This window comes from Streptomyces sp. NPDC047043, assembly GCF_040644055.1.
GTDB lineage: Bacteria > Actinomycetota > Actinomycetes > Streptomycetales > Streptomycetaceae > Streptomyces.
In genome coordinates, this window is the sequence record NZ_JBEYVO010000005.1 from 314,192 (window position 1) to 334,373 (window position 20,182).

The window sequence follows — 20,182 nt, forward strand, 5'->3', positions numbered from 1 at the left end:
CCCTCCAAGGAATTTCAGGAGCACACAGTGACCGACGCGCACACCGCCGGCCCCTTCATCGCCGCCATCGACCAGGGCACCACCTCCAGCCGCTGCATCGTGTTCGACCGGGACGGCCGTATCGTCTCCGTCGACCAGAAGGAGCACGAGCAGATCTTCCCGAAGCCGGGCTGGGTCGAGCACAACGCCAACGAGATCTGGACCAACGTCCAGGAGGTCGTCGCCGGAGCCATCCAGAAGGCCGGCATCACCCGTGACGACATCAAGGCCATCGGCATCACCAACCAGCGTGAGACCACGCTGCTCTGGGACAAGAACACCGGTGAGCCCGTCCACAACGCCATCGTCTGGCAGGACACCCGCACCGACGCGCTCTGCAAGGAGCTCGGCCGCAACGTCGGCCAGGACCGCTTCCGCCGCGAGACCGGCCTGCCGCTGGCCTCCTACTTCGCCGGCCCCAAGGCCCGCTGGCTGCTCGACAACGTCGAGGGTCTGCGTGAGCGCGCCGAGGCGGGCGACATCCTCTTCGGCACCATGGACACCTGGGTCATCTGGAACCTGACCGGTGGTGTCGACGGCGGCAAGCACTACACCGACGTCACCAACGCCTCCCGCACCATGCTGATGAACCTGCACACGCTGGAGTGGGACGAGAAGATCGCCGAGTCCATCGGCGTCCCGCTGGCGATGCTGCCGGAGATCCGCTCCTCCGCCGAGGTCTACGGCGAGATCAAGGGCGGCAAGCTGGGCGACCTGCTCGGCGGCATTCCGGTCGCCTCCGCGCTCGGCGACCAGCAGGCGGCCCTGTTCGGCCAGACCTGTTTCGCGGAGGGCGAGGCCAAGTCGACGTACGGCACCGGCACCTTCATGCTGCTGAACACCGGCGAGAAGATCATCAACTCGTACAGCGGCCTGCTGACCACGGTCGGCTACCGCATCGGTGACGAGAAGCCGGTCTACGCCCTCGAGGGCTCGATCGCCGTCACCGGTTCGCTGGTGCAGTGGATGCGCGACCAGATGGGCCTGATCTCCACCGCCGCCGAGATCGAGACGCTCGCGCTCTCGGTCGAGGACAACGGCGGCGCCTACTTCGTGCCGGCCTTCTCCGGTCTGTTCGCCCCGTACTGGCGCTCCGACGCCCGCGGTGTGATCGCCGGTCTGACCCGGTACGTCACCAAGGCGCACCTCGCGCGCGCCGTCCTGGAGGCCACCGCCTGGCAGACCCGTGAGATCACGGACGCCATGACCAAGGACTCGGGCGTCGAGCTCGCGGCCCTCAAGGTCGACGGCGGCATGACCTCCAACAACCTGCTGATGCAGACGCTCTCGGACTTCCTGGACGCCCCCGTGGTGCGCCCGATGGTCGCCGAGACCACCTGCCTCGGCGCCGCTTACGCCGCCGGTCTCGCCGTCGGCTTCTGGACCAGCACCGACGACCTGCGCGCCAACTGGCGGCGGGCCGCCGAGTGGACCCCCCGCATGGACGCGGACGCCCGCGACCGTGAGTACAAGAGCTGGCTCAAGGCCGTCGAGCGGACGATGGGCTGGCTCGAGGACGAAGAGAGCTGACGAGAGCCACTCGACGGCTCAGCACGCTCTGATGAGGAGTAAGAACCCGAAATGACCAGTCAGTCCACCCTGCAGTCCGTGCCTGCCCTCGGTACGCGCCCGGCCTCCGGCTCCAACCCGAGCCGCGCCGAGACCCGGGAGCAGCTCGCCAAGGCGTCGTACGACCTTCTCGTGATCGGCGGCGGCATCCTGGGCATCTCCACCGCCTGGCACGCCGCGCAGTCCGGCCTGAGGGTGGCTCTGGTCGACGCCGGCGACTTCGCCGGCGCCACCTCTTCCGCCTCCTCCAAGCTTCTCCACGGCGGTCTGCGCTATCTGCAGACCGGCGCGGTGAAGCTGGTGGCGGAGAACCACTTCGAGCGCCGTGCGGTCTCTCGCCAGGTGGCACCACACCTGGCGAACCCGCTCACGTTCTACCTCCCCGTGTACAAGGGCGGGCCGCACGGCGCTGCGAAGCTCGGGGCGGGCGTCTTCGCCTACTCCGCGCTCTCCGCGTTCGGTGACGGCGTCGGTCACCTCCTGTCCCCCGCGAAGGCGGCGCAGGACGTGCCCGAGCTGCGCACCGAGAACCTCAAGGCCGTCGCCGTCTACGGCGACGACCAGATGAACGACGCCCGCATGGCGCTGATGACGGTCCGCGCGGCCGTCGAGGCGGGCGCGGTCGTCCTGAACCACGCCGAGGTGACCGGCCTGCGGTTCACCAAGGGCCGGGTGACCGGCGCCGACCTGCGCGACCGCACGTCCCGTGACGAGTTCGGCGTCAACGCCCGGCTGGTGCTCAACGCGACCGGCCCCTGGGTCGACCACCTGCGCCGCATGGAGGATCCGAATGCCGCTCCGTCGATCCGGCTGTCGAAGGGCGCGCATCTGGTCCTGAAGCGGACCTCCCCCTGGAAGGCCGCGCTCGCGACCCCCATCGACAAGTACCGCATCACCTTCGCCCTCCCGTGGGAGGACATGCTCCTTCTCGGGACGACCGACGAGGAGTTCGAGGGCGACCCGGCGGACGTCGCGGTCACCGAGCAGGACATATCCCAGATCCTGGACGAGGCCGCGTTCTCGGTCCGGGACCAGCAGCTGAGCCGTGATCTGATCACGTACTCCTTCGCGGGTCTGCGGGTGCTGCCGGGCGGTCCCGGCGACACGGCGAAGGCCAAGCGCGAGACCGTCGTCACGGAAGGCCGTGGCGGGATGCTGTCCGTCGCGGGCGGCAAGTGGACGACCTTCCGGCACATCGGCCGTACGGTCATGCAGAAGCTGGAGGCGCTGCCGGGCGCTCCGCTGGGTGACGACTTCGAGCCGATCTCCTCGCTGCCGAAGAAGCTGCCGCTGCCGGGTGTCGCCAATCCGCGCGCGGTCGCGCACCGGCTGCTCGTCGACCACCCTGCGCCGGGTCCGCGCATGGCGGCCGACACCGCCAAGCACCTGGCGACGCACTACGGTTCGCTGGCGTTCGACATCGCCCGCCTGGCCAACGACAACCCGGAACTGGCCCAGCGGGTCCACCCCGACGCGCCGGAGATCTGGGCGCAGGTCGTCTACGCCCGGGACAACGAGTGGGCCGAGACGCCGGACGACGTGCTGCGCCGCCGTACGACGCTGACGATCCGGGGTCTGGCCACGGACGAGGTCCGCGCCAAGGTCCAGGACCTGCTCGACAAGAAGTGACCTGCCTGGACTGGAAGTGACCTGCCGGATGCAGCAGACCTCGTGCCGGCCCCTTCCCTGACCAGGGCCGGCACGACAGGGAACGGCCCCTCTCCCCCAGGGCGCCGGATCCGCGAAAAGGGGCGACTCCGCGCCGACGGAGCCGCCCCTTTTCGCGTGCGCCCACCGTTGTCAGTGGCGGGTGTTTTCATGAGCGCATGAACACTGAACAGGCCGGTCCCGAGGACCTCGCCGCGCTGCGTGCGGCGTTCGGCGTGGACGACGGCGGGGAATCGGCACTTGGCTGGGAGGCGGTGCGTGCCTTCGAGGCGGAGCACGGGGTGGTACTGCCCGAGCCGTATCGGACGTTCGTCGCGGAGGTGTCCGACGGGTCGTTCCAGGGGCCGCCGGAGTACGGACTCATGGGGTTGGCCGAGTTGCCCGACGACTGGGGGAACGACGGGCAGGACCGGGACCTGAGCAAACCCTTCCCGCTCACCGGGGGTTGGCTCTGGGAGGAGGACGACGGGACGTACGAGGACGCCGACGCCGTCATCGACCAGGTGCTCAACCACGGTTCGGTCGTGCTCGGGACGGACGGGTGCGCCATGAACTGGCATCTCGTCGTCACCGGCCCGCACCGGGGGCACATATGGCACGTCACCGATGTGGGCGCCATGCCGTTCGGCGCGGAGTTCGGCTTCACCACCTCCGCGCCCGGCTTCCCCGGCTGGGTCGCGCACTGGGGCGCCGGCAAGGAGTGGTTCGACGCGGCGTCAACCGAGTGAGGCCACGACCTCGCGTACGGCGGCCGAGTCCCCCAACTCCTCCCGCCGCACGATCAGTTCGCGTCCCAGCAGCAGGGCCCGCCGCGACGCCGGTACCGGGTCGGGCAGGGTCGTCAGGTCGGTCAGGTGGGCGAAGCCGATGATGCGGCGGATGATTTCCGTGCCGGCGTAGCCGAGGGACTCCGTCCAGACGCGGCGCAGGAAGCGGTCCAGGTAGGCGTCGTCGAAGAACGTGTCGACCCGGGTCGGCCACAGGCGGCGGAACTCCCTCTCGAACGCCTCCCAGGACAGGCGGAGTTGGTCCGCGTGGTCGGACAGGGTGCCCAGAGCCCGGGCCCGCTCCTCCGACACCAGCGCGTTCGCCCAGTACAGGCCGAGGTCGTAACCGATCGGGCCGACGAAGGAGAACTCTGGGTCGAAGACCCGGACGACGGGGGCGCCTTCGCGGGTGCCGACCATGATGCTGCCGGTGTGCAGGTCGCCGTGGAGGAGGGCCTGGGCGCTGGTCATGAAGGCATGGCGCAGGTCGGCGACCTCCGTGCGGAGCTTGGCGTCCGCGCGGAACTCCGCCGCCAGGTCGTCCAACCCCTCGTGCCAGTGGTTGTGTTCGTGCTCGAGGTACGGCTCGGACAGGACCACGTCCTCGGTGATCTTGCACAGCTCGGGGCTGACCGAGGCCGCGATCAGCGCCTTGCGGTCCGCCGACCCCATGCCGAAGTCGCTGGTCGCGAAGGAGAACTGGGCGACGAACTCGCCGATCCGGGCGGAGGTGTCCGGACCGTAGGAGGTGCCCTCGTTGAGGAGCGTGCGCAGGACCTCCAGGTCGGACATGTCCTCCATGACGAGGGCGTAGTTCTCGGGGTCGTAGCCGTGGATCGCCGGGATCTTGTCGGGGGCGACCTTGGCGACCTGCTCGTACGCGCGGGCCTCGGCGTCGGCGCGGTCCGGGTTCATCGGCCAGGAGGGGCCGGCGACACGGACCCAGGGCAGCGCCTGCTTGACGGCGAGGCTGCGGGTGCCGTCCGCACTGGACGCCAGGAAGACGCGGTTCATGTTGCCGTCCGAAACCTCGCGGACGTGGATGTCGCCGACGTCCTCCCAGTGGCCCCGCTCGTGCAGGTAGCCGGGGATGTCGTCGGTCTCCAGGATGCGGTAGCCCATCGCAGAACTCCTCGAACTTCCTTATGCGGTACGGCGCTTGGACAACGTGAAGCTGAAGACGAGGGCGAGGATCAGCACCGCGCCCTCGACGACGTCCTGTGTGTAGTACGGCAGGCCCTTGATGGTCAGGCCGGTGGTGATGATGCCGATCAGGACGGCGCCCAGGGCCGTGCCCCAGACGTTCGGGCGGCCTCGGCCGAGGACGGACGTGCCGACCAGTGCCACCGCGACCGCCTCCAGCAGCTGGGAGGTTCCGGCCGAGACGTCGCCCTGGCCGATGCGGGACGCCAGGATCAGGCCGCCGGTCGAAGCGAGGACGCCTGAGATGACGTAGGCGAGGGCCCGGTAGGCGCCCACGCGGATGCCGGCCAGGCGGGAGGCCTCGGGGTTGGCGCCGATGGCGTACAGGATCCGGCCCCAGCGGGTGCGGGCGAGGAACACCCAGGCGGCGATCGTCAGACCGCCGAAGACCAGGACGGAGATGGGGATGCCGAGGACCGCCCCGCGGTCGATCTTCAGGAAGCCCGCAGTGAACCTGCCGGGCGCGGTGGAGCCGTCGGACATCGTCATGCCCGGGGTGATGGACTGGCCGTCGACCAGGATGAGTTTGGAGCCCTGGATCACGAACATGGTGCCCAGGGTGGCCAGCATGTCGGGGATCTTCAGTACGACGATGAGGAGCGCGTTGAGCAGGCCTGCGAGGGCACCTGCCGCCAGCACCGCGATGATGGCAACCGTGCCGATCTGGTTGAAGACCACCATCGTCTGGGCGGCGACCGAGACGCCGAGGCCCGCGACCGCGCCGACGGACATGTCCATTCCGCCGACGGCCATGGTGAGGGTGACGCCGAGGCCGAGGATGGCGGCCACGGAGACGTAGCGGAGGGTGTCGAGGAGGGTCGCCGACTCACGGAACGAGCCCTCGCTCAGCGCGAAGTACAGGAAGAGCGCGACCGTCACGAAGATGAAGCCGTACTTGATCACGGCGTTCTGGACGCGCACGGCGGTGGAGGTCGCGGGCGGGATCGCCGCCTTGGTGGGGACCTCGGTGCTCTGGGTGGTGGTCATGGGTGCCTGCTTCCTTCGGCGGCCGGTGTCGGAGGGACTCAGACGGACGCGGAGATGGTCTGGATGACGCGGTCGCGCTCCGCGTCCTCGCCGTGGGCGTCGAGGTGGATCTCACCGGCGGCGAGCACGACGACCCGGTCGGCGATCTCGAGGATCTCGTCGACGTCGGCGGACAGGACGAGGACGGCCGAGCCCTCGGCGGCCAGGGCGCGGGCCCGGCGGCCGATGTCGCGGCGGGCGCCGATGTCCACACCTCGGAACGGCTCGTCCAGGATGAGGACGCGGGGTGTCTCGGCGAGCCAGCGGCCGACGACGACCTTCTGCTGGTTGCCGCCGGACAGCTCCTCGACGGTGCTGTGCTCGTCGCGGGTGACGACACCGAGGGCGTCGATGGTCTCGCGGCCCAGGGCGTCCTCCTTCGCCGAGTTCACGAGTCCGAGCCGGGACAGGGACTTCAGGAACGGCAGCGAGATGTTCTGGGCCAGCGACCAGCCGGGCACGAGCGCGTCGGCGTGCCGGTCCTCGGGGACCAGGTGGATGCCGCCGCGGATGGCGTCGGAGGGACGGCGGGGCCGGTACGGCCTGCCGTCCAGTTCGACCGTGCCGGTGGTGAAGGGCTCGGCGCCGAAGAGGCCGCGGGCCAGCTCGGTCTTGCCGGCGCCCAACAGGCCCACGACTCCGGTGACTTCACCGGTGCGCAGGTCGAGGTCGAGCGGGGTGCGGCCTTCGAAGAGCCGTACCCCTCGAAGGGACAGCACGACATCTCCCTCGGCCCCGTCCCGCACCGGGCGGGCCGTGGTCGCCTCATGGGTCTGGGCGAGCATGGCGCGCAGGGCGGTGCCCCAGTCGAAGGGCCTGGCCTGGTCCTCGGTGAGACGGCCGTCCCGCAGGACGACCAGCCGGTCGGCGAGCGCGTCGATCTCGCCGAGGCGGTGGGAGACGTACAGCACCGCGATGCCGTCGTCCCGCATCCTCTCGACGAGCGCGAACAGGCGCTCCGCCTCCGCGGCGGAGAGCGCCGAGGTCGGCTCGTCGAGGATCAGCAGACGGGGGCGGGTGGCCAGGGCGCGCGCCAGGATGAGCAACTGGCGGTCGGAGATGCCGAGTTCGCTCACATCGCGGCGAAGCAGGCTGTCGCTCCAGTCCAGTCCGAGACCCGACTGGATCTGGCGGGCGCGGGCGAGGACACGGCTGCTGTTGAGGAACGGGTTGCCCCTCTTCTGTGCCAGCTCCTCGAAGACCAGGTTCTCGGCGACCGTGAGGCCGGGCACGATGCCCTCGCCGATGCGCTGATGCACCGTCTGGATGCCCAGCTGCCGGGCCGCGAGCGGCGATGGGAGAGCTGCCGGCTCCCCTGCGACCCGCACCTCCCCGCCGTGGTCCGTGTGCACGCCCGAGAGGATCTTGATCAGCGTGGACTTGCCGGCGCCGTTCGCACCGAGCAGCGCGACCACGCTGCCCGGTGCGATGTCGAGGGAGACGGAGGCGAGTACCGTCTTGCCGCCGAAGGCCATGCTGACGTCCCGCAGGCTGACCGCGGGCTCGTCCTCAACGGCGGTGTCAGTGGGCGACATTGGGGATCCAGTCCGCGGTGCTGACCTTGGAGAGGTTCAGCGCGGGCAGTGCCTCGCGCAGCTGGTCCATGTTCTCGATCTTGTTCTTGCGCAGGAAGTCCTGGGTGATGGCGACGGCCGGGAAGGAGACGGTGTCCTTGTTCAGCTGTCCGGCCAGTTCCAGGGCGGCCGTGCGGACGACGGCGGCGCCGACCGCGGACGGGTCGGTGCCCGCCGTGGCGGCCCAGGGGCTGTTCGCCGCGGTCATGTTCTGGATGTCGGCGTTGGAGACGTCCGCGCCGAAGACCTTCACCTTGCCCTGCAGCTTCTTGTTCTGGACGGCGAGGACGGTGCCCTTCGCCAGCTCGTCGTAGGGGGCGAAGATGCCGGTCACGTCTGAGTGCTGGGTGAGTGCGGCGGAGACCAGGGGAACGTTGTCAGTGGCCGTGGAGTCGGTGACCTTGCCGACCTTGAACTCCTGCGTCCAGCCCTGCGCGTCCAGCGTCTTCTTCCAGACGGTGTTGCGCTTGTCGAGGGCGGCGTAGCCGGCCACGTTCACGTAGCCGACCTTGGCGTTCTTGCCGACCGACTTGGCCATCACGTCGAGCACGGCCTGGGCCATGCTGGCGTCGTCCTGCTCGGTGGAGACGACGCCCTTGGTCTTGGTCTCGACGTCGTAGACGACGACCTTGATGCCCTTCTGCACGGCCTTGTCGATCTCCGGCTGGATGGTCGCCGGGAAGCCGTGGTCGATGATGATCGCCTGCGCGCCGGAGTTGATCGCCGAGGACAGGTCGGTGGCCTGCTTGGCGTTGTCGGCCTGCGCGTCGTAGGTGGTCAGGTCGATGCTGAGGGCCTTGGCCTGCGCCTTGGCGCCGTTGCCCCACTGCTCGAAGTAGTCGCCGGCGCCGCTCTGCCGGACCAGGGCCACCTTGACCTTGCCCTTGCTGAAGGGGGCGGGCTTCTTGCCGGTGGCGGCGGAGGCCGAGGCCGCGGTGTCGCCTGTGTTCTTCGAGGCGTCCGTGGACTGGGAGCAGCCCGCGAGGAGGAGCGCGGAGGCGGAGGCCAGCGAGAGCGCGGCGAGGGGGACGCGGGTACGGGACATGAGGGGGCTCCAGGTGCAAGGGGTGGTGCAGAAGGGAAGAGGGGATGCTTGAACCGGAGCAGGGCAAGGAACACGCCGGCACGCAGAGGGGTGGCGGACGCACGCGCGGACAGGGCGCGGCAGGGCTCCGGATGGGGTCAGCGACAGCTGGCCGTGGTCGACCGGAGCAGGTCCACGTACAGCCGCCGCACGAGCAGCAGCGTCTTCATGTTCAGATCATGAGAACGATTTCAGCCATGCGTCAAAGGGATGAATGCGCTTTCTCAATTGTTGAGACAACGACTACGTCACACCTGGTCGCCGCGACCCCGCGAGTTACCATCGCCTGACCGGCACCCGACCCGGCACAGTGAGGCCCTGATGACGACCACTCGCGCGACCGCGCTGCTCATGCCCTGCATGCGCCGCTGTCCCGGCGCGCTGTGTCGCGGCTGAATCCCTGTTCGCCGAAGTCTCCCTTTCCTCCCCGCCCGTCCGGTGCTTGTCTCGGTATCCGGACTTCCCTTCCAGACTCCTGGAGTTGAGCCATGACCCTGCTGACGACCTGGTCCGAGTCCGGCCCCGAGACCCTTGTGCGCCGCACCGCGGACCCCGCGGAGATCGCCGAGGCGCTCAAGCCGCTGGGTGTGCGCTACGAGCAGTGGCCGATCCGCGAGGACGTCCCGTTCGACGCCGACAGCGACACGGTCTTCGCCGCGTACGGCCCCGAGATCGACAAGCTGAACGCCGAGGAGGGCTTCACCACCGTCGACGTGCTTGGCCTGCATCCCAGCGACGACCCGGAGTTCCCGGCGAAGGCGAAGGCGGCCCGCGAGAAGTTCCTGCAGGAGCACACGCACGACGACGACGACGAGGTCCGCTTCTTCGTCTCCGGCTCCGGCATCTTCTACCTGCACGTCAACGGTGAAGTGCACGCGGTCTTCTGCGAGAAGGGCGACCTGCTGGGCGTGCCGCGCGGCACCACTCACTGGTTCGACATGGGCACGAAGCCGTCGTTCACCGCAATCCGGTTCTTCCACGAGGAGGACGGCTGGATCGGCAACTTCACCGGTTCGACGATCGCTTCCCGCTTTCCGGACTACGACACGATCGCGGCGGGTTACGAGGCAGACAAGGGTGCAGTGTGACATTGCACTACGACGTGGACGCGGTGGTGCTCGACATCGAGGGCACCACGAGCGCCACGGGATTCGTCGTCGACGTGCTGTACCCGTACTCGCGCTCTCGTTTCGGAGCGCTGCTCTCCGAGCGGGCCGACGATCCTGACGTGGCGCGGGCGGTCGCACAGGTGCGGGAAGAGCTCGGCGAGCCCGACGCCGACAACGTCCGCATCGAGAAGGCGCTGAACGCCTGGCTCGACCAGGACCGCAAGGCGACCCCGCTCAAAACCCTCCAGGGCGTCATCTGGTCCAAGGGCTTCGCACGCGGCGACCTCGTCTCGCACTTCTACGACGACGTCGTACCGCAACTGCGGGCGTGGCACGCGGCGGGTGTGCGGCTGTACGTCTACTCGTCCGGGTCGGTGGCGGCGCAGCGGGCCTGGTTCGCCTCCAGCTCCGAGGGCGATCTGCTGCCGCTGATCTCGGGGTTGTACGACACCGAGAACGCCGGACCCAAGCAGGAGCCGGAGTCGTACGGCCGTATCGCCGGGGCGACCGGCATCGCGCCGGACCGTCTCCTCTTCCTCTCCGACCGGCCCGGCGAGCTGGACGCGGCCCGTACGGCCGGCTGGCACGCCGTCGGGATCCGGCGGCCCGGGGAGCCGTACTACGAGCGGGGCGTCGGGGACCACGCGCAGGCGGGGACGTTCGACGAGATCACCATCAGCACCACCGGGAGCACCACATGACCGACGGCATCAGCGCACTCGACCTCGAGGAGGCGGGGGCGGTACTCGCCGCCGAGTCCGCACGCTTCGCCTCCTTCGGCTGGATGCGAGGCACCTCCGGGAACCTGTCCGCGGTGCTCTCACGTGAGCCGCTGCGCCTCGCGGTCACCGCCAGCGGCCACGACAAGGGTGAACTGACGCCCGCGGACGTGGTGTTGGTGGACGGTCAGGGAGCAGCCGTACAGGGCGGGAAGCCGTCCGCCGAGGCCGAGCTGCACGCGCGCGTGGCCGCGCTGACCGGTGCGGGTGCGGTGGTGCACGTGCACACCGTGGCCTCGGTGGCGATGGGCAAGCGCGAGCCCGGCGGGATCGTCTTCAAGGACCTGGAGATGCTGAAGGGGCTCGGGCAGCCGGCCCACGACGTCGAGGTGACGCTGCCGGTCATCGCCAACAGCCAGGACATGAAGGTACTTGGGGACCGGCTGGAGGCGGCGCGGGATCCGCGGATGCCGGCCGTGGTGGTGGCCGGGCACGGGTTGTACGTGTGGGGCGCCGATCCGCGTCAGGCGCGTCATCACACCGAAGTGGTGGAGTGGCTGCTGGAGTTGGAGCTCACGGAGCGCTGACACCGAGCCGATATCGAGGAGGGGCCCCCGAGTTCGGGTGCCCCTTCTTTCTACTTCAGGTAATCGGCGGGCAGTTGACCGGAGGCCACTTCCAGCACTCCGCGCTCGGTGACCAACCCCGTCACCAACCGCCCCGGCGTCACGTCGAACGCCGGGTTGTGGCCGCGGGACTCGGCGGGAGCCACTCGTACCCCGCCCCACTCCAACACCTCGGCCTCGCCGCGGAGTTCGATGTGGATGTCGTCGCCGGTCTTCGTCGACAGATCCACCGTGGTCGTGGGAGCCGCCACCAGGAACGGGATGCCCGCGTCGGCGCAGGCCAGCGCCACGCCCACCGTGCCGACCTTGTTCGCCGTGTCGCCGTTGGCCGCGATGCGGTCCGCTCCGACGATCGCCGCGTCGACCTCGCCGCGCAGGACGGTGCCGGCGGCGGCGCCGTCCGCCTGGACGTAGTGCGGGATGCCCTCCTGGACCAACTCCCAGGCGGTCAGGCGGGATCCCTGCAGCAGGGGGCGCGTCTCGTCGGCGTAGACGACCTCGAGGCGGCCGCGGGTGTGCAGTTCGCGGATGACACCGAGCGCCGTGCCCCAGCCGGCCGTGGCGAGCGCACCCGTGTTGCAGTGCGTGAGGATGCGCAACGGACGCTCCACGCCCACCTTTTCGAGCAGCCAGTCGGCGCCGAACGCGCCCATCGCGCGGTTCGCCTCGACGTCCTCGCGCTGGACGGCGGCGGCCTCGTCGAGCGCCGCGTCGAGGCCCTCGTCGAAGCGGGTCATGACGCGGTCCACGCACACCATGAGGTTGACGGCGGTGGGCCGGGCCTGCCGGACACGGGCGACGGCCGCGCGTATCTCGCCGTCCGTCCAGCCCTCCCGCTGCCCCTGGAGGATCGCGAGCGCGACGCCGTACGCCCCGGCCGCCCCGATCGCGGGAGCGCCGCGCACCACGAGGCGCTGGATCGCGTCGACCAGAGTGTCCACATCCTGGACAACCATCGTCTCGGTGCGCTGTGGAAGCAGGGTCTGGTCGATCAGCGCAAGACCGGATCCGGTCCAGTCGACGGCGCGCAATTCCTGGGACATAACGGGTACTCCTGCTGCTCCTGTGGGTCTCGCCACGGTACATGACCTTGAAGAACCACAGTTCGAGACGGTCGGGCGGATGTCCGAATCCTCGGTGTACAGTCCACCCACCCGCAGCCCACCAGTCGAGACGAGGGAGGACGAGTGCTGCTCACCAAGCGCCGCTTCCTGGACTTCGGCCGGTGCGCCGGCGACGGCTGTCGACTTTGAGTCGCACCTTGAGCCGCTGAGCCGCCCCCCTCTCAGCCCTGGCCCCGTCGCCCGCCCTCACCCTCGCACGCTCGCCGTCGAGCGCTCCTTGCCGCATCCCCGGAAGGTCCCCCGATGCACCGCAGATCCCGTCGTACCCTGCAAGTCGCCGTCACCACCGCGCTCCTGGTCACCGTGGCCACCGCCTGCAACGCCGCCGCCAAGAACGACGCCTCCACCAGTGCGAGCGGCGGCAGCGGCAAGTCCTTCACCCTGGTCACGCCGGACGCCGTCGGGCAGAACGAGTTCCTGAAGCTAGCCGTCACCGGCGTCAAGGCCGCGGCGAAGCAGCACGACGGGTCGCAGAAGGTGTACGAGTCGACGGACACCGCCTCGCAGCAGCAGAACGTGCAGGCCGCCGTGGAGGCGAAGCCCGACGCCATCGTGCTGGTCGGCTTCGAGTTCGCCGACCTGGTGGCACAGCAGGCCAAGGCGCACCCCGAGCAGCAGTTCCTGATGATCGACGCGTGCACGACGAAGACGTTCAAGAACGTCAGTTGCGCGGTCTTCCGGGAGCACGAGGGCGTCTACCTCGCGGGCGCCGAGGCGGGCCTGCTCAGCAAGTCCGCCAAGGTCGGCGCGGTCGACGTGCTCGACACGCCCCAGTTCCGCCGCTACAGCGACCCGTTCGCGGCCGGCGCCAGGAAGGTCGCCGCCACGACGCAGACCTCCACCCGCTTCGTCGGCGGCCAGTCCCCGTTCGACGACTCGGCGCGCGCCAAGGAGCAGGCGAACTCCCTGCTGTCCAAGGGCTACGACCAGATCATGGCGGCGGCCGCGGCCGGCAACTACGGCGTCTTCGAGGCCGCGAAGGCCAAGGGCGCGTTCGCGTACGGCGTCGACGTCAACCAGTGCCCCTCGTCGCCCGGCACGGTCGTCGACAATGTGATCAAGCGAACGGACGTCGCCGTGGAGAAGGGCATCGACGCGGTCCTGGGCGGCAAGGCGGGCGCGACCGTCTCGTACGGCCTCAAGGAGGGCGGCATCAGCCTGACCGGGCTGGAGTCCGGCGTGGACTCCTCGAAGTGCGTGATCGCCGACCACAAGGACGTGCTGAAGAAGGTCGAGGCGCTGCGCGACCAGATCGTCGCCGGGAAGCTGAAGGTCGATGACCCCGCCGCTGGCTGAGGTCGCGGAAGGCGCCGGTCTCACGGACGTCGCGGTCGAACTCCGGGGAATCACCAAGCGGTTCCCCGGCACGATCGCCAACGACTCCGTCGACCTGACCGTCCGCCGCGGCGAGATCCACGCCCTGATGGGCGAGAACGGCGCCGGGAAGTCCACGCTCATGTCGGTCCTCTACGGCATGGAGCGCGCCGACGCGGGCTCGATCAGCATCGACGGGCGGGCCGTCAGGTCCGGCTTCGCCAGCCCGAGCGAGGCCATGGCCGCCGGGCTCGGCATGGTCCACCAAAGCTTCAAGCTGTTCGACTCGCTGACGGTCGCCGAGAACGTCGTGTACGCCGCCGAGCCGCGCCGCTTCGGTCTGGTGGACCGGGCCGCGGCCCGCCGCCGGGTGCGCGAACTCGCCGAGGTGCACGGGCTGGCGGTCGATCCGGACGCCCGGGTCGGCGAGCTGCCGGTGGGGCTGCGGCAGCGGGTGGAGATCCTGAAGCTGCTGCACCGCGGCGCCCGTACGCTCATCCTCGACGAGCCGACCGCGGTGCTCACGCCCGCCGAGGCGGACGCCCTGTTCGCGGTGCTCAAGTCCCTTGCCGCGCAGGGACGTTCGGTCATCCTCGTCACGCACAAGCTGCGCGAGGTGCTTGAGGGCAGCGACAACGTGACGGTGCTGCGGGACGGCCGGGTCGTGGCCCGGCTGGTCACCGCGCAGACGTCCGCCGACGAGATCGCGGCCGCGATGACCGGGCGCGCGGTCGAGCTGGACCGCATCCACGCGCCGGGCACGCCGGGCGACGTCGTCCTCGACGTCTCCGGCCTGAGCACGGACGCCGTGTACGACGTCGAACTCGCCGTGCGCGCAGGGGAGATCGTCGGCATCGCGGGCGTCGCCGGCAACGGGCAGAGCGAGCTGGTCGAGGCGCTGGCCGGGCTGCGGCCGGTCACGGCCGGGCGGGTGTCGCTCAACGCCCAGGACATCACCCACGCCTCGGCCACCGAACGCCGGGCGCAGGGGCTGGCGTACGTCCCCGAGGACCGGCACGCGGTCGGTACGGCCCCTGCGGCGTCCGTCGCGGACAACCTCGCGATGGGTCACCACCGTACGAGCCTGTCCTCCCGAGGTCTGCTCGCGCCCGTGGCCGTCCGCGCCCACGCACGCAAGCTCGTCGAGCGCTTCGGCATCAAGGCGTCCACACCCGACGTGCCCGCCTCCGCGCTCTCCGGCGGCAATCTGCAGAAGCTGCTGATCGGCCGCGAACTCGCCCACGACGCACCGCTGTTGCTCGTCGAGCAGCCCACCCGCGGCGTCGACATCGGCGCCATCCAGAACATCCACGACCAGCTGATCGCCTACCGCGACGCCGGTCACGCGGTCCTGCTCGTCTCGGCCGAGCTGAGCGAGATCCGCGGGCTCGCGGACCGGGTGCTGGTGATGTACGAGGGCCGGGTGACGGCGTCGTACGCGAAGGACGAGGCGGACGAGCGGACGCTGGGGCTGGCCATGGCGGGCGCGCCCGCACAGACCGGTGGTATGTCACATGGCACTCCGCCAGTGACCGGTGCCATGTCACACGACGCCCCGCCAGTGACCGGTGCCATGTCCCACGACACCCCGCCACAGACCAGTGGTATCTCACCTTCCACTGACGCCGTGGAGGCCGTCGACTGACATGAACCACCCCGTACTCGGAGCCCTCCGCTCCCCCATCACCTTCTCCGTCCTCGCCGGCGTCCTCATCGGCGCGCTCTTCCTCGTCGGCACCGGCGCGGACCCGGTCTCGGCCTACGAGGCGGTCCTCACCGGCTCGCTCGGCGCCGACGGCATCGGCTCCACCCTGTCCACCGGCACCAGCGTCCTCGGCATGGCGCTCGCGCTGGCGATCCCGCTGCGCGCCGGGCTGATCAACCTCGGCGGCGACGGACAGATGGTGCTCGGTGGCATCACGGCTGCCGTGACCGGCCTGTACTCGCCGCTGCCCGCGCCCCTCACCGTCGTACTGGCGCTGCTCGCGGGCATGACGGCCGGTGCCGCGTACGCCGTCCTGGCCGCCCTCTGCGAGAACCACCTCGGTGTCCCGCTCCTGGTCAGCAGCCTTCTCCTCAGCTACCCGGCGGTCTCGCTCGCCTCCTATCTGGCGCGCTACCCGCTCAAGGACCCCGGCTCCAGCCTCCCCCAGACCCGCGCACTGCCCGACGGCGTGGCACTGCCCGCCTTCGGTGACTCGACGGTGACGGTGGGCCTCGTCCTGGTCGTCCTCGCGGCCGTCGCCTACTGGTTCACGGACAAGCGCACCGCCCTCGGATACGAGATCCGCATGACCGGCCTCAACGCCCGCTTCTCCGCGTACGCCGGTGTCGAACGCCGGGGCCTGACCCTCAAGTTGATGTCCGTGTCCGGCGCGCTCGCCGGACTCGTGGGGGCCGTAGGGGTGTTGAGCTTCCCGTACCGCTTCGTCGACGGCTCCCTGACCGCACCGGGCTACACCTGGACGGGACTCACGGCCGCGCTGCTCGCGTTCGCCGCTCCGCTAGGCACCGTGATCGCGTCGTTCTTCTTCGCCGTCCTTCAGGTCGGCGGGCTCGCGATGGAGCGGACGACCGAGGTGCCGCGGGAGCTGACCCAGGTGCTGCAGGCCGTGGTGATCGTGTTCCTGGCGGCCCGACTGCGTTTTCCCAGCCGGTGGTTCGACCGTCGCAAGGAGGCGGTGTGATGTTCTTCGACTCCGATCTCCTGATGTCGGCGCTGCGCGCGCTGACCCCGATCCTGCTGGCCGCGCTGGGCGGGGCCATCTGCGAGCGGGCGGGCGTGTTCAACATCGGCCTCGAAGGCATGATGCTGCTGGGCTGCTTCACCTCCGTGGCCACGAGCTGGTTCACCGGCAGCCCCTGGCTGGGCGTGCTGGCCGCAGCCCTCGCCTGCGCCGCCTACTCACTCGTCCTGGCCATCGGCGCCGTGACCCTGCGCGGGGACGCGGTGGTGCTGGGAATCGCCATGAATCTCCTGGCAGTTGGCCTCACGAGCTTCCTTCTCCGTACGGTCTTCGGTGTGCAGGGCACTTTCGACGACCCGTCACTTGCCGGGCTGCCGCTGGTCGGTGGCTTCACACCGCTCGCGTATCTGGCGTGGCTGGCGGTCGCGGTGGCCGCGGTGCTGCTGTCGCGGCATGTGTGGGGCCTCAGGCTGCGCGGGGTCGGCGAGGCACCGGACGCGGCGGCGACGCTCGGGGTGAGCCCGGCGAAGTACAAGTACGCTGCCGTGCTGGTCTCGGGCGTGCTGTGCGGTCTTGCCGGCGCCCAACTCGCTCTCGGGAACGTCACGTTGTTCTCCGAGAACATGACGGCGGGCCGCGGCTGGATCGCCGTGGTGGCGGTGATGCTCGGGCGTGCCGCGCCCGTCGGCGTGCTGCTCGCCGCGCTGCTCTTCGGTCTCGCCGAGGCGGCCGGTTTCCGCCTCCAGGGCCTCGGTCTGCCGCAGCAGGCGACCGACGCCGCGCCCTACGTCGTCACGCTGGGCGCCCTCTTCCTCACGACGGCTCGCCGTCGCCGTATCCGCCCCTCCCCCGGAGCCGCCTCATGACGCAGGACCTGCTGCCCATCACCCGGATACCGCGCACGGGACTTCCGGCGCACGCGGTCGTCGTCGGCGACCCGGCGCGCGCCGCCGCGGTCGCCGCGCTGCTCGACGGTGCCGAAGAGGTGTCGTACCACCGTGAATACCGTGTGTTCAGCGGGAGTTGGAAGGGACTGCCGGTCGCCGTCGCCTCGCACGGGGTGGGTGCGCCGGGTGCGATCCTGCTGTTCCAGGAGCTGGCGGACGCGGGGGTGGGCACCTTCCTGCGGTTCGGCACGGCGGGCGCGATGAAGCCGGGCATCGGCGACGGCGATCTGGTCATCGCCGAGGCGGCCGTACGTGACGACGGCGTCACGCACCAGCTGCTGCCGCCCGAGTACCCGGCGGTCTCCTCCCCCGAGGCCGTCTTCGCACTGCAGCGGGCGGCCCGAGAGGCCCAAGTCCCGCACCACCGGGGCATCGTGTGGACGCGGGCGGCCTTCCAGCCGGGGCTCATTCCGCTGTTCTCCTACGACGGTGCCGGGCTCGCCGCCATCGAGATGGAGCTGTCCGCGCTGCTGGTGACGGCTTCGCTGCGCGGACTCGTCGCCGGCGGTGTGCTCGTCGTCGATGGCGCGAACGCGGACGAACTCGTCGACGAGGAGAGCACCGGCGGGTACAACCCGCATCGGGACGTCGTCGCGGCGGGCGTCGAGCGCGGCGCGGTGGTGTCACTGGAGGCACTGCGACTGCTGGCTGAGGAGTGTCAGGCGTGAGCATCGACCTGTTGGTGCACGGCGGTGACGTACTGACCGTCGACGAGACCGGAACCGTCGTACGGGACGGGGCGGTTGCCGTCCACGAGGGCGAGATCGTCGCCGTCGGACCGGCCGAGGAGCTGAAAGCGCGGTTCACGGCCGCCGAGTCCATTGACGCCGCGGGCTGTCTCGTCCTGCCCGGCCTCGTCAACACGCACACGCATCTCGCCATGACCCTGCTGCGGGGCCGGGCCGACGACGTCACCCTGCAGGGCTTCCTGGAGCGGGTGCTGCCGGCGGAGGCCGAACTGCTGGCGCCGAAGACCGTGGCGGCGGCGGTGCGGCTGGCGATCGCCGAGAGCGTACGGGCAGGGGTGACCTCGGCACTCGACATGTACTGGTTCCACGAGGCGGCCGAGCAGGCGGCCCGCGAGTCCGGCTGGCGGCTGCACTCCGGCCCCACCTTCATGGACGTACCGGAACCGCCCGACGGCATCGCCTACCAGGACCGGATGCAGTGGGCGCGACGGGACCTGGAGGCGCGCGGCGCGGCCCGCCCCGGCCACCGTCCCGTGGTGTTCGCCCACTCCACCTACACCCTCTCCCCCGACCAGCTCACCGAAATCGCCGCCCTGGCCCGGGAGTTCGGGGCGCTGCTGCACATCCACGCGGCCGAGAACGCCACCGAGGTCGCCACCGTCGAGGTCAAGTACGGCAAGCGGCCGGTCGAGCTGCTCGACTCGCTCGGCGTGCTCGGCCCGGACGTGCTGCTCGCGCACGCCGTGGACCTCACCGGCCCCGAGATCGCCGCGCTGGCCCGCACCGGCACCTCGGTCGCGCACTGCCCGGTGTCCAACCTGAAGCTGGGCTGCGGAATCGCGCCGGTGCCGCGGCTGCTGAGCGCCGGCGTGACCGTCGGGCTCGGCACCGACGGGGCCGTCAGCTCCAACACACTGGACGTGCTGGGCGCCGTACGGCAGGCGGGGCTGGTGCACAAGGCGGGCGGCGACCCGACGGCGGTCGGCGCCGAACAGGCCGTACGGATGGCGACGATCGAGGGTGCGCGGGCGCTGGGGCTCGGGGAGCAGCTGGGCTCGCTGGAGGCGGGCAAGCGGGCCGACCTGATCGTGCTCGACCTCGGCGGCGCACATCTTCGGCCGCTGCACGACCCGTGGTCATCGCTCGCGTACGCCGCGCACTCGGCGGACGTACGGGAGACCGTCGTCGACGGGCGGGTGCTGATGCGGGATCGGGTGCTGCGGACCCTCGACGAGGCGGCTGTGGTCGCCGACCTGGAGATCCTCGCCCTGAGCTGAGCATTCACAGTCCCGTTCAGCCCACTGAACCCCCATAATGGCCTGAGACATCGGATGTCTGAACGACAGGGAGGCCGGTCATGGCAGTCACCGACGAGGCGATCGAGAAGATCAAGGGCATGATCGTCTCCGGCGCGCTGCGCCCCGGCGACCGGCTGCCCAAGGAGAGCGAGCTCGCCTCCGAGCTGGGGCTGTCCCGCAACTCCCTGCGGGAGGCGGTGCGCGCGCTGTCGCTGATCCGGATCCTGGACGTGCGGCAGGGCGACGGCACGTATGTGACCAGCCTGGATCCGCAGCTGCTGCTGGAGGCGCTGAGCTTCGTCGTCGACTTCCACCGAGACGACACGGTCCTGGAGTTCCTGGCCGTGCGCCGCATCCTGGAGCCGGCCGCCACGGCGATGGCGGCCTCCAGGATCAGCGAGCAGCAACTGGATGCGCTGTCGGCCCAGTTGGAGAAGCTCGGCGACGCGCCCTCGGTGGAGGAGCTCGTCGCCTGCGACCTCGACTTCCACCGGGGCATCGTGCAGAGCTCCGGCAACTCGGTGCTCTGCTCGCTGCTGGACGGCCTGTCCGGGCCGACCACCCGGGCCCGTATCTGGCGCGGTCTGACCCAGGAGGACGCGGTCAGCCGCACCCTGCACGAGCACCGGGCGATCCTGGCCGCGCTGCGCGACCGGGACGCGGAGGCGGCGCGGTCCTGGGCGACGGTGCACATCGCAAGCGTGGAGCAGTGGCTGCGCTCCTCGCTCTGAGGGGCTTC

18 protein-coding genes are annotated in these 20,182 nt (G+C 70.3%); 13 read left to right on the top strand and 5 right to left on the bottom strand.

What is annotated here, in order from left to right; translation table 11 throughout:
- Window positions 1-27: 27 nt before the first annotated feature.
- The 3 genes from glpK to ABZ880_RS10500 all read left to right on the top strand — a co-directional run bounded on the left by glpK (window position 28) and on the right by ABZ880_RS10500 (window position 4,004).
- Complete coding sequence (glpK, locus tag ABZ880_RS10490; protein ID WP_361259838.1) at window positions 28-1,569, top strand: glycerol kinase GlpK; 1,542 nt, start codon at window positions 28-30, stop codon at window positions 1,567-1,569.
- 51 nt (window positions 1,570-1,620) lie between these two features.
- Window positions 1,621-3,237: a glycerol-3-phosphate dehydrogenase/oxidase gene (locus ABZ880_RS10495; protein WP_361259840.1), complete on the top strand. Its 1,617-nt coding sequence runs from the start codon at window positions 1,621-1,623 to the stop codon at window positions 3,235-3,237.
- A gap of 197 nt (window positions 3,238-3,434) precedes the next feature.
- The gene (locus tag ABZ880_RS10500) at window positions 3,435-4,004 is read left to right on the top strand and encodes an SMI1/KNR4 family protein (protein ID WP_361259842.1); all 570 of its coding nucleotides are present in this window, start codon (window positions 3,435-3,437) and stop codon (window positions 4,002-4,004) included.
- Here ABZ880_RS10500 and mtnK read toward each other — a convergent pair.
- The 4 genes from mtnK to ABZ880_RS10520 are packed head-to-tail and all read right to left on the bottom strand — an operon-like array spanning window position 3,993 to window position 8,891.
- Window positions 3,993-5,165: an S-methyl-5-thioribose kinase gene (mtnK, locus tag ABZ880_RS10505; RefSeq protein ID WP_361259844.1), complete on the bottom strand. Its 1,173-nt coding sequence runs from the start codon at window positions 5,163-5,165 to the stop codon at window positions 3,993-3,995. The genes ABZ880_RS10500 and mtnK overlap by 12 nt on opposite strands.
- A gap of 21 nt (window positions 5,166-5,186) precedes the next feature.
- The gene (locus tag ABZ880_RS10510; protein WP_361259846.1) at window positions 5,187-6,233 is read right to left on the bottom strand and encodes an ABC transporter permease; all 1,047 of its coding nucleotides are present in this window, start codon (window positions 6,231-6,233) and stop codon (window positions 5,187-5,189) included.
- A gap of 38 nt (window positions 6,234-6,271) precedes the next feature.
- Window positions 6,272-7,807: a sugar ABC transporter ATP-binding protein gene (locus ABZ880_RS10515; protein WP_361259847.1), complete on the bottom strand. Its 1,536-nt coding sequence runs from the start codon at window positions 7,805-7,807 to the stop codon at window positions 6,272-6,274.
- Window positions 7,794-8,891, bottom strand: a complete 1,098-nt coding sequence (locus ABZ880_RS10520; protein ID WP_361259849.1) for a substrate-binding domain-containing protein — start codon at window positions 8,889-8,891, stop codon at window positions 7,794-7,796. Before ABZ880_RS10520 ends, ABZ880_RS10515 begins: the two co-directional genes overlap by 14 nt.
- A gap of 527 nt (window positions 8,892-9,418) precedes the next feature.
- Between ABZ880_RS10520 and ABZ880_RS10525 the strand changes: the two genes are divergently transcribed.
- Genes ABZ880_RS10525 through mtnB form a run of 3 tightly spaced genes read left to right on the top strand, consistent with a single transcriptional unit; the run spans window position 9,419 to window position 11,345 of the window.
- Window positions 9,419-10,018: a cupin gene (locus ABZ880_RS10525; protein WP_361259851.1), complete on the top strand. Its 600-nt coding sequence runs from the start codon at window positions 9,419-9,421 to the stop codon at window positions 10,016-10,018.
- The gene (mtnC, locus tag ABZ880_RS10530) at window positions 10,015-10,740 is read left to right on the top strand and encodes an acireductone synthase (RefSeq protein WP_361259853.1); all 726 of its coding nucleotides are present in this window, start codon (window positions 10,015-10,017) and stop codon (window positions 10,738-10,740) included. The genes ABZ880_RS10525 and mtnC overlap by 4 nt, the downstream gene beginning before the upstream one ends.
- Window positions 10,737-11,345 carry a methylthioribulose 1-phosphate dehydratase gene (gene mtnB, locus ABZ880_RS10535; RefSeq protein WP_361259855.1) on the top strand — a complete coding sequence of 203 codons (609 nt, stop codon included), beginning with the start codon at window positions 10,737-10,739 and terminating at the stop codon, window positions 11,343-11,345. Before mtnC ends, mtnB begins: the two co-directional genes overlap by 4 nt.
- Window positions 11,346-11,395: 50 nt before the next feature.
- Here mtnB and mtnA read toward each other — a convergent pair whose 3' ends face one another.
- On the bottom strand, window positions 11,396-12,427 hold the full coding sequence (mtnA, locus tag ABZ880_RS10540; protein WP_361259857.1) for an S-methyl-5-thioribose-1-phosphate isomerase: 1,032 nt from the start codon (window positions 12,425-12,427) through the stop codon (window positions 11,396-11,398).
- Window positions 12,428-12,751: 324 nt separating this feature from the next.
- On the opposite strand from mtnA, the gene ABZ880_RS10545 reads away from it, so the two are divergent.
- The 7 genes from ABZ880_RS10545 to ABZ880_RS10575 all read left to right on the top strand — a co-directional run bounded on the left by ABZ880_RS10545 (window position 12,752) and on the right by ABZ880_RS10575 (window position 20,174).
- Window positions 12,752-13,804, top strand: coding sequence for a BMP family ABC transporter substrate-binding protein (locus ABZ880_RS10545; RefSeq protein WP_361259859.1), 1,053 nt, complete (start codon window positions 12,752-12,754; stop codon window positions 13,802-13,804).
- A complete protein-coding gene (locus tag ABZ880_RS10550; RefSeq protein WP_361259861.1) occupies window positions 13,785-15,467 on the top strand; it encodes an ABC transporter ATP-binding protein in 1,683 nt (560 codons plus the stop codon). Before ABZ880_RS10545 ends, ABZ880_RS10550 begins: the two co-directional genes overlap by 20 nt.
- A gap of 1 nt (window position 15,468) precedes the next feature.
- Window positions 15,469-16,509 (top strand): ABC transporter permease, encoded by a 1,041-nt coding sequence (locus ABZ880_RS10555; RefSeq protein ID WP_361259863.1) that lies wholly within the window; start codon window positions 15,469-15,471, stop codon window positions 16,507-16,509.
- Entirely contained in the window at window positions 16,509-17,375 is an 867-nt protein-coding gene (locus tag ABZ880_RS10560; protein WP_361259865.1) for an ABC transporter permease, read from the top strand. The genes ABZ880_RS10555 and ABZ880_RS10560 overlap by 1 nt, the downstream gene beginning before the upstream one ends.
- Complete coding sequence (locus ABZ880_RS10565) at window positions 17,372-18,124, top strand: nucleoside phosphorylase (RefSeq protein WP_361259867.1); 753 nt, start codon at window positions 17,372-17,374, stop codon at window positions 18,122-18,124. The genes ABZ880_RS10560 and ABZ880_RS10565 overlap by 4 nt, the downstream gene beginning before the upstream one ends.
- Window positions 18,121-19,422, top strand: a complete 1,302-nt coding sequence (locus ABZ880_RS10570; protein ID WP_361259869.1) for an amidohydrolase — start codon at window positions 18,121-18,123, stop codon at window positions 19,420-19,422. The genes ABZ880_RS10565 and ABZ880_RS10570 overlap by 4 nt, the downstream gene beginning before the upstream one ends.
- A gap of 80 nt (window positions 19,423-19,502) precedes the next feature.
- Entirely contained in the window at window positions 19,503-20,174 is a 672-nt protein-coding gene (locus tag ABZ880_RS10575; RefSeq protein WP_361259871.1) for a FadR/GntR family transcriptional regulator, read from the top strand.
- Window positions 20,175-20,182: the final 8 nt, after the last annotated feature.